The organism is Pseudarthrobacter sp. CC12 (assembly GCF_039907755.1).
Classification (GTDB): domain Bacteria; phylum Actinomycetota; class Actinomycetes; order Actinomycetales; family Micrococcaceae; genus Arthrobacter; species Arthrobacter niigatensis.
Window position 1 is genome coordinate 13,118 of the sequence record NZ_JARDJH010000028.1, and the last position, 13,087, is coordinate 26,204.

At 66.9% G+C, this 13,087-nt stretch carries 12 protein-coding genes; 9 read left to right on the forward strand and 3 right to left on the reverse strand.

Features of this window, described 5'->3' with window-relative positions; translation table 11 throughout:
• The first annotated feature begins 11 nt into the window (after window positions 1-11).
• On the forward strand, window positions 12-830 hold the full coding sequence (locus PV772_RS16950; RefSeq protein ID WP_347886896.1) for a shikimate 5-dehydrogenase: 819 nt from the start codon (window positions 12-14) through the stop codon (window positions 828-830).
• 26 nt (window positions 831-856) lie between these two features.
• On the opposite strand, the gene PV772_RS16955 is transcribed toward PV772_RS16950, so the two are convergent.
• Complete coding sequence (locus tag PV772_RS16955) at window positions 857-2,095, reverse strand: class I SAM-dependent methyltransferase (RefSeq protein WP_347886897.1); 1,239 nt, start codon at window positions 2,093-2,095, stop codon at window positions 857-859.
• A gap of 54 nt (window positions 2,096-2,149) precedes the next feature.
• On the opposite strand from PV772_RS16955, the gene PV772_RS16960 reads away from it, so the two are divergent.
• The 3 genes from PV772_RS16960 (at window position 2,150) to groL (ending at window position 4,799) form a co-directional block, all read left to right on the forward strand.
• The gene (locus PV772_RS16960) at window positions 2,150-2,530 is read left to right on the forward strand and encodes a hypothetical protein (protein WP_347886898.1); all 381 of its coding nucleotides are present in this window, start codon (window positions 2,150-2,152) and stop codon (window positions 2,528-2,530) included.
• Between the two features lie 286 nt (window positions 2,531-2,816).
• Window positions 2,817-3,110: a co-chaperone GroES gene (gene groES, locus PV772_RS16965; protein WP_003805290.1), complete on the forward strand. Its 294-nt coding sequence runs from the start codon at window positions 2,817-2,819 to the stop codon at window positions 3,108-3,110.
• Window positions 3,111-3,188: 78 nt separating this feature from the next.
• Window positions 3,189-4,799, forward strand: coding sequence for a chaperonin GroEL (groL, locus tag PV772_RS16970; RefSeq protein ID WP_141159829.1), 1,611 nt, complete (start codon window positions 3,189-3,191; stop codon window positions 4,797-4,799).
• 136 nt (window positions 4,800-4,935) lie between these two features.
• Here groL and PV772_RS16975 read toward each other — a convergent pair whose 3' ends face one another.
• Window positions 4,936-5,538, reverse strand: coding sequence for a dihydrofolate reductase family protein (locus PV772_RS16975; RefSeq protein WP_141182082.1), 603 nt, complete (start codon window positions 5,536-5,538; stop codon window positions 4,936-4,938).
• Between the two features lie 83 nt (window positions 5,539-5,621).
• Between PV772_RS16975 and PV772_RS16980 the strand changes: the two genes are divergently transcribed.
• On the forward strand, window positions 5,622-7,145 hold the full coding sequence (locus tag PV772_RS16980; protein WP_347886899.1) for an ATP-dependent DNA ligase: 1,524 nt from the start codon (window positions 5,622-5,624) through the stop codon (window positions 7,143-7,145).
• A gap of 20 nt (window positions 7,146-7,165) precedes the next feature.
• On the opposite strand, the gene PV772_RS16985 is transcribed toward PV772_RS16980, so the two are convergent.
• Complete coding sequence (locus PV772_RS16985) at window positions 7,166-8,134, reverse strand: DUF389 domain-containing protein (RefSeq protein ID WP_307357178.1); 969 nt, start codon at window positions 8,132-8,134, stop codon at window positions 7,166-7,168.
• Window positions 8,135-8,251: 117 nt separating this feature from the next.
• Here PV772_RS16985 and PV772_RS16990 point away from each other — a divergent pair, with 117 nt between their 5' ends.
• From PV772_RS16990 to PV772_RS17005, 4 genes are all read left to right on the forward strand, one after another.
• Window positions 8,252-10,324, forward strand: a complete 2,073-nt coding sequence (locus PV772_RS16990) for an acyltransferase family protein (RefSeq protein WP_347886900.1) — start codon at window positions 8,252-8,254, stop codon at window positions 10,322-10,324.
• A gap of 226 nt (window positions 10,325-10,550) precedes the next feature.
• Window positions 10,551-12,062 (forward strand): IMP dehydrogenase, encoded by a 1,512-nt coding sequence (guaB, locus tag PV772_RS16995; RefSeq protein ID WP_141159834.1) that lies wholly within the window; start codon window positions 10,551-10,553, stop codon window positions 12,060-12,062.
• A gap of 109 nt (window positions 12,063-12,171) precedes the next feature.
• Window positions 12,172-12,468: a hypothetical protein gene (locus PV772_RS17000; protein WP_347886901.1), complete on the forward strand. Its 297-nt coding sequence runs from the start codon at window positions 12,172-12,174 to the stop codon at window positions 12,466-12,468.
• 24 nt (window positions 12,469-12,492) lie between these two features.
• Complete coding sequence (locus tag PV772_RS17005) at window positions 12,493-13,002, forward strand: DUF222 domain-containing protein (RefSeq protein ID WP_347886902.1); 510 nt, start codon at window positions 12,493-12,495, stop codon at window positions 13,000-13,002.
• The last annotated feature ends 85 nt before the right edge of the window (window positions 13,003-13,087 follow it).

A 13,087-nucleotide genomic window follows, 5' to 3' on the forward strand; every position in this document is an offset into this window, starting at 1 on the left:
TTAATGGTCTGGTGCCCATTCTGAATAAAGACATGACCCTCTGCATCTCGCTCTCGGCCCGTCCCAGCAACAACGGGACCCGGTTCCACAACCACCTTTACGGGCAGCTGGACCTGAACTGGATCTACAAGGCGTTCGCGCCCACCAACCTCGAACAGGCCATCGCGGGTGTCCGCGGGCTGGGCATCCGTGGCTGTGCCATCTCCATGCCCTACAAGGAAGACGTCATCGCGCTGGTGGACGAGATGGACCCCTCCGCCAAGGCCATCGACTCCGTAAATACCATCGTGAACACGGACGGGCATCTCAAGGCGTACAACACGGACTACACCGCCATCGAACAGCTCCTCGCCACCAATGAAGTCCCTACCGACTATTCGGTGCTGGTGCAGGGCGCCGGCGGCATGGCCAAGGCCACCGTTGCAGCCCTCCGGGACGCAGGATTCCGGGACGTCACCGTCATCGCCCGGAACGAGGCCGCCGGGCGTGCGCTGGCGGACCAGTATGGCTTCCAGTGGCGTGCAGCGCTCGACGGCGGGACGGCTGACCTGATCATCAACGTCACCCCGATCGGCATGGCGGGCGGCGCGGAAGCCGACAGCCTGTCCTTCCCCGCCGAGGCCATTGACGCGGCACGGCTGGTGTTCGACGTGGTGGCGCTGCCCGCAGAAACGCCGCTGATCCGCGCCGCCCGCGCCGCGGACAAGCCGGTCATTACGGGGGCCGAGGTGGCCACCATCCAGGCGCTGGAGCAGTTCGTCCTGTACACGGGCGTGCGTCCCACGCCGGACCAAGTGCGGGCGGCCGAGGACTTCATGCGCGCCCAGTAGCAGGGGCCGCGGCGCCTGGCCTGGAGTCAGGCGGGCTCCACCACGATGGCCACCCGGTCCTCGCCGATGCGCGTCAGGACCAGGGTGGCCGTCCTACCGCCCTTCTTCGCGTTCTTTCCGCCGGGCAGCAGCTGCTTCCGCAGCTCTTCCGGAGTGACCGCCGTGCCGCGCTTCTTGATGTCCAGCACGGTGATGCCCTCCTGCTTTACCCAGGCCTTGAGCGCCTTGACGTTGTACGGCATGACCTCCAGGACCTTGTAGGCACGGGCGAACGGGGTGGCCAGGAGCCTGGGCGCGCAGATGTATGCGATGTGTTCATCCACCAGGTGGCCGCCGAGCTGCAGCGCCACGTCCGCCACCAGCCCGGCACGGATCACGGCGCCGTCCGGTTCATACAGGTACCCCTCCACGGGGCCCATCGGCGCGGCAGGGCCCGCGCCGAAGTCCTCGGCACTGGTCAACTCCGCCGGTGCCTGCGGCCCCAGGACCAGCGCGGCGCGGCGGACTCCGGGCCGGCGAACGCCGTTGAACCACAGGGTCACCTCCGTGACGTCACCGGCCACCGACACCCACTGCGCCTCGCAGCCCGCAGGCACGGACTCGTGCGGCATGCCCGGGCCCATCTTCACGCCCACGGCCTTGCCCTGGGCAGCCAGTGACTCCACGAAGGACAACGGCGGCGAGAATGCCTCAGGGTCCCAGATCCGCTTGGTGCCGGAGCTGGAGGTGACCCGCCGGGCCGGGTCCAGCCAGACGCCGTCCATCCCGTCCAGGGGGACGGACGAGGCGTCGGCATGCACCACCGTGGCGTTGGGGAAGGGAATGAGGTTCACGGTGGCGCAGGCCGCGGTGGTTTCGTCCATTTCGACGGCAGTGACGTCGAGGTCCAGGGAGGCCAGGGCCAGGGAGTCCGCGCCCAGGCCGCAGCCAAGGTCCGCCACGTGGCTGATCCCGGCGGCCGCGAACCGCCGGGCGTGGTGGGCGGCGACACTCAGGCGCGTGGCCTGTTCCAACCCAGCCTGCGTGAAAAGCATCTGCCGGGCGAATTCGCCGAATTTGGACTCCGCCCTGGTGCGCAGCCGCGATTGCGTCAGGACGGCCGAGACGAGTCCTGCAGGGTGACCTGCCTTCCGAAGTGCTGTGTTGAGCTCGAACGAGTCCTCATCGCGGTATGGGCCCAGGGACGCCAGCAACTCCCAGCCCTCCGGGGTCAGCAACGGTGCGATTTGGTCCTGTGCCATCTGGTCCTGGGGAGCGTGAGCCATGGGTTCCAGCCTAGCGGAGGAGTGCATGCGCGGGATGCGGATACTGTTGAATCCATGGATGAGAGCGCAGCCCCCCGCGAGCCCGATGACCACGAACCGGGGGACCACGGGCCGGCCAGGTTCGCCCGTCCCGTCCTGATTGCCGCCGCCGTGGTGGCCGTGGTCTGCATCGCGCTGCTGGTGATCATCTTCCTCTTGGACACCTTCAACGCGACCGTTTATTCGGTAGGCGGCAAAAACGTCCAGGACAACACCCAGGAGGCCAGGGACATCCGAGGGCTGTACGACGGCGCGCGGGCCGGGAGCATCTTCTTCCTCGTTGCTGCGCTCCTCGCCGCGGCAGTGTCCGGCTGGGTGCTGTACAGGGGACGGAACCAGGACGACGGCGAAACCGACGGCGGCGAGGACGTGGACTTCGACGACCTGGGCCGGTGACGACGCGGGGCACCGACCACCCGGGCTGCCGGGATGGGGTGCCTACCCTCCCCGGCGGCCCACCGCCGTCGGGCGCCAAAGGGTGTACGCCCATGACGAAACGTTGGCACTCACCTTGACCGAGTGCTAACCCTTACATAGAGTCTTCATTAGCACTCTCCCTAGGAGGGTGCTAACACATGAAGAGCTGCCAGCCAGGCTGCTGCCGGCACCGCGACGACGGTTTGCCAGCTACGGCGGAAAGCTTTCCAGTCCACGAATTTGCTGACGAAAAGGAGAGGTCCGAGTGTCGGTCTCTATTAAGCCTCTTGAGGATCGTATTGTTGTCCGCCCGCTCGAAGCCGAGCAGACCACGGCTTCCGGCCTGGTCATCCCGGACTCCGCACAGGAGAAGCCGCAGGAAGGCGAAGTTGTTGCAGTTGGCCCCGGCCGCTTCGAAGATGGCAACCGCGTTCCCGTTGACGTAGCAGTTGGCGACGTCGTCATCTACTCCAAGTACGGCGGAACTGAAGTCAAGACTGGCGGCACCGAGTACCTCGTGCTGTCCGCCCGCGACGTCCTGGCAATCGTCGTCAAGTAACTCTTCGGATCCCCGTGCTGCCGGCCATGCTCATGCTGGCCGGCAGTGCGGGGTTTCTGTCTTTGAAAGGACAAAACCATGGCAAAGCAGCTTGCGTTTAACGACGCTGCCCGCAGGTCCCTTGAGGCCGGCATCGATAAGCTCGCGAACACCGTCAAGGTGACGCTCGGCCCCCGCGGCCGCAACGTCGTCCTGGACAAGAAGTGGGGCGCCCCCACCATCACGAACGACGGCGTCACCATCGCCCGCGAAGTGGAACTGGACGATCCCTACGAGAACCTTGGCGCCCAGCTGGCCAAGGAAGTAGCCACCAAGACCAACGATGTTGCCGGCGACGGCACCACCACCGCCACGGTCCTGGCCCAGGCCCTGGTCAAGGAAGGCCTGCGCAACGTTGCAGCCGGCGCTGCCCCCGGCCAGATCAAGCGCGGCATCGAGGTTGCGGTTGAGGCCGTGGCTGCCCGCCTGCTCGAAAACGCCCGCCCGGTCGAAGGCACCCAGGTGGCTAACGTTGCCGCCATCTCGGCGCAGAGCGACGAGATCGGCGAGCTCCTCGCCGAGGCCTTTGGCAAGGTAGGCAAGGATGGCGTCATCACCATCGAAGAGTCCTCCACCACCCAGACGGAACTGGTCCTCACCGAGGGCATGCAGTTCGACAAGGGCTACCTGTCCCCGTACTTCGTCACCGACGCGGAGCGCCAGGAAGCAGTCCTCGAGGATGCACTCATCCTGATCAACCAGGGCAAGATCTCCTCGATCCAGGAATTCCTGCCGCTGCTCGAAAAGGCCCTGCAGAGCTCCAAGCCGCTGTTCATCATCGCCGAGGACGTTGAGGGCGAGGCCCTGTCCACGCTGATCGTCAACCGCATCCGCGGCACCCTGAACGTCGTGGCTGTCAAGGCTCCCGGCTTCGGCGACCGCCGCAAGGCCATGCTGCAGGACATCGCCACCCTCACCGGTGCACAGGTTGTCTCCCCGGAACTGGGCCTGAGCCTGGACTCCGTAGGCCTGGAGGTGCTGGGTACTGCCCGCCGCATCACCGTCACCAAGGACAACACCACCATCGTGGACGGCGCCGGTTCGGCCGAGGACGTGGCTGCACGCGTCGCCCAGCTGCGCGCCGAGCTGACCCGCACCGACTCCGACTGGGACCGCGAGAAGCTCCAGGAACGCCTGGCCAAGCTGGCCGGCGGCATCGGCGTCATCAAGGTTGGCGCTGCCACCGAGGTTGAGCTGAAGGAAAAGAAGCACCGCATCGAGGACGCCGTGTCCTCCACCCGCGCTGCCCTCGAAGAAGGCATCGTGGCCGGTGGCGGTACCGCCCTCATCCACGCCCTCAAGGCACTGGACGAGGACGCTTCCGTGAAGGCCCTCGAAGGCGACGCCGCCGCAGCTGTCGGCATCGTCCGCCGCGCACTGGTGCAGCCGCTGCGCTGGATTGCCCAGAACGCCGGCTTCGATGGCTACGTTGTCACCTCCAAGGTTGCCGACCTGGAGACCAACAACGGCTTCAACGCCAAGTCCGGCGAGTACGAGGACCTGATCGCCGCGGGCGTCATCGACCCCGTCAAGGTCACCCGTGCAGCCCTCCGCAACGCGGCCTCCATCGCCGCCCTGGTTCTCACCACCGAGACCCTGGTCGTGGAGAAGCCGGCCGAAGAGGACGAGCACGCAGGCCACAGCCACTAGGGCTGCACCTTAGCGGCTTTCCGCTGAAAAGGCTGGTCCGGCATCTGCCGGGCCAGCCTTTTTCATGCCCTTCACAGGATGCCAGGCTAGGTTGCTGGGCCCACGCCGCCAGGGTCCCTGGCCGAGCGAAGCGAGGTTAGGTTGCGGCCATCTCGGACGTCTGCACTTCTCCTCCGCGTTCGTACACCAGCGAGACCGCCCCTTTCGGGAAGCTGCGGGCCGGCTCGGCCAGCGTGAAGGTGGAGGGCACCGTTCCAGTGCCGAACAGGCGCTTTCCCTGGCCCAGGACCACCGGATACAGCCAGAAATGGAGCCGGTCCAGCACATTGGCCGCCATGAGGGACCGGATCAGTACCCCGCTGCCGAACATATGGATCTGCCCAAACCCGTCCCGTAGGCCCCCCGCGGCCGCGGCATCCGGCAGGACAGTGGTGCCTGCCCAGTCCGGGTCCGCCATTGTGCCGGAGACAACGAACTTGGGGACCCGGTTGAGGGCATCGGCTATGTCACCGGACTGGTGGGGCCAGTAGGACGCAAAGATGTCGTAGGTCTTCCGGCCGAGGAGGAGGGCATCCATCCGGCTGATCTCGTCCGCTATCGAGGCGCCGGCCTCGTCGTCGGACACCGGCGCCTGCCAGCCGCCGAACGCGAATTCGCCTTCAGGGTCTTCTTCACGGCCGCCCGGCGCCTGGTACACGCCGTCGAGGGTGATGAACAGGTTTGCCACGATGATCCCCACGCGCACATTGTGGACCCGCGCCTGCACGCTGTCCAGTACTCCGATCCAGGGTGCCGGTGCAGTGCCCGTGGCAGGATGGTGCCATGCTGCTCCTTGAGCTCGTGGAAACCACTAAAGCCGTCGCATCAACCCGGTCCCGGCTGGCAAAGGTGGACGCCCTGGTCCACCTGCTGCGCCGGCTGGAACCGGCGGAGATTCCGACGGCGGTGGGCTTGCTCTGTGCCAAACCCCGCCAGGGCCGGGTTGGGGTTGGCTGGAGCGCCGTGGCTGCGGCCAAGGCGGAACCCGCAGCGGAGCCACGCCTCACCGTGTCGGATTTCGATACCGCGCTGGACCGGCTCCTGGCAACAGTAGGCAGCGGGTCGGGTGCAGAACGGGCCGCCATCCTCAATACGCTCATGGCTGCCGCCACCGAACCCGAGCAGTCGTTCATCGCCGGCGTCCTGCTTGGGGAACTGCGCACCGGCGCCCTGGAAGGAGTGCTGACGGACGCCGTCGCACGCGCCTCGGACCGGCCCGTCGACGCAGTGCGGCGTGCGGCCATGCTCTCCGGCGACCTCGGCGGTACGGCGCTACTTGCACTGATGGGCACCGCCGCGGAGCTTGATGCCGTCGGCCTGGTGGTGGGCCGGCCGGTGCAGCCCATGCTCGCGGCCACCGCCGGCAGCGCAGGCGCGGCCCTTGAAGCCACCGGGGAGGCTTCGGTGGAATATAAACTCGACGGCGCCCGCATCCAGGTGCACCGGTCCGGCAGCGACGTGCGCATCTTCACCCGCAACCTTGCCGATGTAACGCACCGCCTGCCCGAGGTGGTGGACCTGGTCCGCGGGCTGCCGGTACAGGACATTATCCTCGATGGCGAAACCCTCGCCCTGGATGAAGAGGGCGCCCCGCGGCCCTTCCAGGAAACCATGTCCCGCTTTGGCGCAGACGCAGTCCGGGAGACGCTGCTGCACCCCTGGTTCTTCGACGTGCTGCACATCGACGGCCGTGACCTGCTGGATGAACCGCTGGCCACCCGCATCGACATCCTCGACCGCGTGGCCCCTGCACACCGGATCCCGGGGGAGGTCACCGCCGACCCCGCCGTCGCCGAGCGCGTTTCGCAGGATGCGCTGGCCGCGGGCCATGAGGGCGTGGTGGTGAAGGCGATCGACTCGGTCTACGCCGCCGGCCGGCGCGGATCCAATTGGGTGAAAGTAAAGCCGGTGCATACCTACGACCTGGTGGTGCTTGCCTGCGAATGGGGCTCGGGACGCCGGACAGGGATGCTGTCCAACCTGCACCTCGGGGCATTGGATCCCGGCGGCGACTTCGGCGAACCCGGCGGCTACGTGATGGTGGGCAAGACGTTCAAGGGCCTTACCGATGAACTGCTGCGCTGGCAGACGGCCAGGTTCCAGGAAATTGAGGTGCGGCGCACCGCCGGCACCGTATGGGTTGAGCCGAAGACCGTCGTCGAAATAGCCATTGACGGCGTGCAGCAGTCGCCGCGCTACCCGGGCGGGATCGCCTTGAGGTTTGCCCGGGTCAAGCGCTACCGGGAGGACAAGGCCCCGGCCGAAGCGGACACCATCCAGACCCTCCGCTCCCTGCTGCGCTCGTAGTCGAAAGGAACCGCTGTCCGTCAGTTGCGGCTTCTGCTGCCCTGGCGCCGTAGGGTCCGGGCCTCACCATCCGGCAGGCGCTTGGAGATCATGCGGTAGAAGAGCAGGACGGCGACGGCGGCCACCACGATGCCTACAAGGTTGAGCAGTAGTTGGAGCGCGGAGCCTGCAGCCTTCGGGTATTCGCCCAGTACCAAAGCTACCGCCACGTATCCGGCCGCCGGCACGGTGGTCACGGAGATGAAGACACCGATCAGGGCGGCCGAGCGGCGGCCGATGATGGACAGCATCCCGGCGATTCCGGCCAGGATGGCAACGATCAACGAATACGGGCCGGGGTGGTAGATGAACTCCACTGCCGAGCCTTTGTCCAGGGCATCGCGCGGAAAGAGGCCCAGCGGGATCGACAGCCACGCCGTCAGTGCGGCCAGCAGCATCGCAACCGGGAAGCCCACGGCCAGGGCTACTGCGGCACGGCGGCCAAGCCTCCACTTTCGGGTGGCGATCGAAACCGCGAGGGCGGCCAGTGGCCCGAACTCAGGACCCACTGCCATGGCGCCCACAATGGCAATGGGGGAGTCGGTGACGATACCGATTCCGGCGAGTTGGGTTGCCAGGACCAGGAAGGCAAGGAAGTTCCAGGTCAAACGGGAGTCCTCGCCGGTCTGCCGGGTGACGTCCTCCCAGATCACTGCGTCTGCGCCCTCACCCGGGGCGGCGCGCTCAGCCTGGTCGGCGTTCCGGGACAGCACGAATTCGGGTGTGGACATGGAAATGGACCCAACATCGCGGACCTTCAGGATGCTGAGCTTCTCCAGAAGTTCCTCCACTGATTCCCGGGCGACCAGGACTTCAATGACATCGCCCTCTGGCACCACGGAGGCACCCCGGACCACAGTGACCTCTGCCGTTCCACGCTGGTCGCGGCAGGTCTGCACGGTCACGTCGGACAGCTCCCCGGGCACACAAATCCGCAGCTGGACAACCACGCCCGCTCCCTTCCACGACTGGGCCCAGCATAGTCTGAACCGGCGGCGTGATTGGCTGTTGGACAGCGCGTTGGCTAGGCTTGATGCTTTGGCTGGCGGCTGTTGTGAGGGGTTCTAGTGTCCGTAACGGAAGCCCCGAAGGCACCAGGATCCGGCCCCGCTGACCGCCCGCGGAAGCCCACTTTCCGTCCGGAGGTCCAGGGGCTCCGGGCGCTGGCTGTCCTGATGGTGGTGGCCTACCACGTGTGGCTGGGCCGGGTGTCCGGCGGAGTCGATATCTTCCTGCTCATCTCGGCCTTCCTGCTCACGTTGTCGTTCGTCCGGAAAGCCGAGTCAGGCAAACCCTTCAAGCTGCCGGCGCACTGGCTGCACCTGTTAAAGCGGCTGCTGCCAGCCGCCGTCGTGGTGATCCTCGGCGTGCTCGCCGGCACCTGGCTGATCCTGCCGCAGGGCCGCTGGCCGCAGGTACTGGACCAGGCCTGGGCGTCCCTGCTGTACAGCCAGAACTGGCTCCTGGCGGACTTATCTGTGGACTATTACGCGCAGGACCACGCCGGTGCCAGCCCGCTGCAGCACTTCTGGTCCCTGTCCATCCAAGGGCAGGTCTTCATCCTGTGGCCGCTGGTCTTTGCCGCCACGGCAGCCGTTCTGGCCGGGCTGCGCCGGGTATCCCGCCTGCAATGGCTGACGTACCGCGGCCTGCTGGCCATGGTTTTCGGTGCAGTCTTCGCGGTGTCACTGGCCTACTCCGTTGACCAGACAGCCACCAACCAGGCCTACGCCTACTTCGACACCCGCGCCCGGCTCTGGGAGTTTGCACTGGGCTCCCTGGTGGCGCTGGCGCTGCCGTACCTGCGGCCCGGACGCATGGTGCGCATTGCCCTGGGCTGGGCCGGACTGGCCGCGATGATTTCCTGCGGACTGGTGCTGACCGTTGACCGGTCCTTCCCGGGGTACGTGGCACTGTGGCCTACGCTTGCGGCCGCCGCGATCATCGTTGCCGGGCAGACCGGCAGCCGTTTCGGCGTTGACCGCCTGCTCAGCAGCCGGGCCGCCGTGGCCCTGGGCGACAACTCCTATGCTCTTTATCTGTGGCACTGGCCCGTCCTGGTGCTGGCGCTCGCGGCCACCGGCGTCGAAGCGCCGAACCTCATGCAGGGCCTCGGCATCGTTGGAGCCGCCATCGTCCTCGCCGTCCTGACCACGCGCTTCGTGGAAAAGCCGTTGCGGGACTGGCACTGGCCCAAGCTCCGAACGTGGCGGACCGCCGTCGTCGTTGTTGCCTGTGGCGCTGTCCTGGCCGGGCCCGTCGCGGTCTGGCAGACATCACTCACCGCTGAGGAAAGTGCGACGGCGGCACAACCGAGGGAGCTCACGCCCGGGGCGCTGGCGCTCACCCCGGAGAACGAAGACTCGCCCGCGCCGAGAGCCCGCACCATCCCCGGGCCCACGGCCCTGGACAACGATTGGGCCGGCATCGACTCGCCCTGCACCGGTGCCAACGCCACGGCCGACCCCATCCTGGAGGGCTGCCGGCAGGAGCTTCCGGAGGAACCGGCCACCCGGCGCATCGTGGTCCTGGGCGACTCCCACGCCCAGCAGTACCTCGCCGCCCTGGCGCCGGTGGCAGCGGCCCGTGGCTGGGAACTGGTAACGCTGCTGATGCCTGCCTGCCGCTTCGGAGCCGAATCGGACGCCAGGAACGCTGAATGCAACGCCTACAACCGCGCCAGCTCCGCCTACGTCCTGGAACACCGGCCGGACGCCGTGTTCACCGTGGCGTCGCTGACCCACGAGGACGCCCCGTTCGAAACTGAGGTTCCGGGATACCTCGATGGTGTGAAGCCGTTCGCTGACGCTGGAATCGAGATCGTCGGCATCCGCGACAACCCCCGGTTCACCTTCAATATGCCGCAGTGCGCCCAACGTAACGGTGCCGGCGCACCCGCGTGCAACCCGCCTCTGGCCGAGTCCCTGGTGGAGCCGTCGCCGCTGGAAAACTACCGCGGCAAGCTTCCGGGGCTTCACCTGATGGACATGAGCGACTTCATCTGCGCACGGGGCGTCTGCCCGGCCGTGGTGGGGAATGTGTACGTCTACAAGGACGACAACCACCTCACCAGGACTTATGTCGAGTCCATGATTCCCATGTTCGAACAGCGGCTGCTGGCTGCCACCGGCTGGAGCTGAGCCGTCACGGTTGCCGGACCGTGGGTGGGGTTGCTCACATTGGCGGCGTGGAATAGGGGGATCGGCGCCGAGGTTCTAATATTTACTCAACACTTTCTGCCCCCGGAACGCCGTCCTGCGCGGTGCTCCCGCAGGATCGTCTGCACAGGCCAGTTCCGTAATCACGGGCTGGTCATCGGCTGCAACCCCTACCCGTGACCCAGCAACCAAGGTAAGAGGCGCACTCATGACCGAGCCCGAACACAATCCCTTTGGCTTTATCGGCCTGACCTACGACGACGTCCTGCTCCTGCCGGGGCACACGGACGTCATTCCGTCCGAGGCCGACACGTCCTCGCGGATTTCCAAGCGGATCACGGTCCAGACCCCGCTGCTCTCCGCCGCCATGGACACCGTGACGGAATCCCGGATGGCCATCGCCATGGCCCGTCAGGGCGGCCTGGGCGTGGTGCACCGCAACCTGTCCATCGCCGACCAGGCGGACCAGGTTGACCGGGTGAAGCGGAGCGAGTCCGGGATGATCACCAACCCGCTGACCATCCGGCCCGAGGCAACGCTGCGCGAGCTCGATGATCTCTGCGCCCACTACCGCGTGTCCGGCCTTCCCGTGGTGGATGAGGACAACCGGCTGCTGGGCATCGTCACCAACCGCGACACCCGCTTTGTGCCGGAGTCCGATTTCCCGCTGCGGCTGGTCAGCGACGTCATGACCAAGATGCCCCTGGTCACCGGGCATGTAGGCATCAGCCGCGAGGAAGCCTCGCACAAGCTGGCTACCAACAAGATCGAGAAGCTCCCGCTCGTGGACGAGCAGGGCCGGCTCAAGGGCCTGATCACCACCAAGGACTTCACCAAGGCCGAGCAGTACCCCCTTGCCACCAAGGACGATGAGGGCCGCCTCCGCGTGGGTGCCGCGATCGGCTTCTTCGGCGACGGCTGGGAGCGCGCCATGACCCTGGTGGACGCCGGCGTCGACGCCCTGTTCGTGGATACCGCCAACGGCCACTCCCAGGGTGTCCTGGACATGATCCGCAGGCTGAAGTCCGACCCCGTCGCCGCCCACGTGGACATCATCGGCGGCCAGGCCGCCACCCGCGAAGGCGCCCAGGCCCTGATCGACGCCGGTGCCGACGGCATCAAGGTGGGCGTTGGTCCCGGGTCCATCTGCACCACCCGCGTCGTGGCCGGTGTCGGCGTCCCCCAGATCACAGCCATCTACGAATCCGCCAAGGCTGCCATTCCGGCCGGCGTTCCGCTGATCGCCGACGGCGGCCTGCAATACTCCGGCGACATCGGCAAAGCCCTGGTGGCCGGAGCCGACACCGTGATGCTGGGCTCGCTCCTGGCAGGCTGCGACGAGTCCCCTGGCGACCTGATCTTCGTCAACGGCAAGCAGTTCAAGTCCTACCGTGGAATGGGTTCCCTGGGCGCCATGCAGTCGCGCGGCAAGAACACGTCCTACTCCAAGGACCGCTACTTCCAGGCTGACGTCTCCGGTGACGACAAGTTGATCCCTGAAGGCATCGAAGGCCGCGTGGCGTACCGTGGCCCGCTGTCCTCCGTGGCGTACCAGCTGGTGGGCGGCCTGCGCCAGACCATGTTCTACACCGGTGCACCCACTGTCCCCGAGCTGAAGGTCCGGGGCAAATTCGTACGGATCACCTCCGCCGGGCTGAAGGAATCGCACCCGCACGATATCCAGATGACCGTCGAGGCGCCGAACTACGGCTCGCGCTAGACACAGGACTGAATAGAGGAGGCAAGGTTTTTGACCTTGCCTCCTCTCCTCTTCCTCCGCAGAGCCCTTCTCGTCCTTGAATGTCGGACCCCCGTTGGATGATGTGGGTATGGGAATCGGCGGTGGTGTTGCGGTGGCGTTGGAGGGTGTTCGTGCCTCTGTTGCTGCCCTGGATGCGCTGGAGCGGGAGGACGCTTCCCTGGCGGTCGGTGCCAGTGTTGGTGCCGGTGTGGATGTGTTGCAGCGGCGCTATGAGATCCGGCTGGAGCGGCTGGAGCTCGTTGCCCGGTTGGAGGCGCAGCTTGCAGCAGTGAAGGCACGGGACGCGGCCGACGCCGTCGGGTTCCAGGAGGCGATGACCCCGCCGGACGCCTCGGTCCAGGACCGTACCTACGCGCAGATGTAGGTGGTGGAGGAGATCGCCGCGGTCTTGACGGTTAGTTCCGCCGGTGCCGGGGCGCTGGTGGAGCAGTCCCGGCGGGTCTGTTCCCTGCCGCTGGTCATGAACGCCTTGGCCGCGGGCGTGATGTCGTGGCAGCACGCCCGCGTCGTCGCGGACGAAACCGAGAGCCTTGACGCTGTCGGGGCGGCCGGGCTGGTGGCGCATTTCTTCGACCCCGACGCACCCGATCCGGCCCGGGGTGCCGCGCCCGGTGAACTGGTTCCGTCCCGGTTCCGGGCCAAGATCCGGGCCTGGCGGGAACGCCACCACCCGGAGTCGATCCAAAAGCGCCATGCGAAGGGGGTGGCGGACCGGCGGATGGAGTACACCCCGGACCGGGACGGCATGGCCTGGGTCTCCCTCTACCTTCCCGGCGATACCGCGTGCGCCATCTGGAACCGGACCACCCACCGCCCGCGGCCTCCAAGGCCCCAACGAACCCCGCACGCTCACCCAACTCCGCCCCGACATCGCCGCATCCCTGTTGCTGGGGGCTGAAACCGCCACCGACGTTGCTGAAGTTCCCACCCCGCGGGCCGACGTGCTGGTCACCGTGCCCGTGTTCTCGCTCCTCGGCCTCACC

Coding starts and splice junctions, on each gene's coding strand:
- PV772_RS16955 (WP_347886897.1), bottom strand. CDS start 2,095: ATGGCTCACGCTCCCCAGGACCAGATGGCACAGGACCAAATCGCACCG.
- PV772_RS16960 (WP_347886898.1), top strand. CDS start 2,150: ATGGATGAGAGCGCAGCCCCCCGCGAGCCCGATGACCACGAACCGGGG.
- groL (WP_141159829.1), top strand. CDS start 3,189: ATGGCAAAGCAGCTTGCGTTTAACGACGCTGCCCGCAGGTCCCTTGAG.
- PV772_RS16980 (WP_347886899.1), top strand. CDS start 5,622: ATGCTGCTCCTTGAGCTCGTGGAAACCACTAAAGCCGTCGCATCAACC.
- guaB (WP_141159834.1), top strand. CDS start 10,551: ATGACCGAGCCCGAACACAATCCCTTTGGCTTTATCGGCCTGACCTAC.
- PV772_RS17000 (WP_347886901.1), top strand. CDS start 12,172: ATGGGAATCGGCGGTGGTGTTGCGGTGGCGTTGGAGGGTGTTCGTGCC.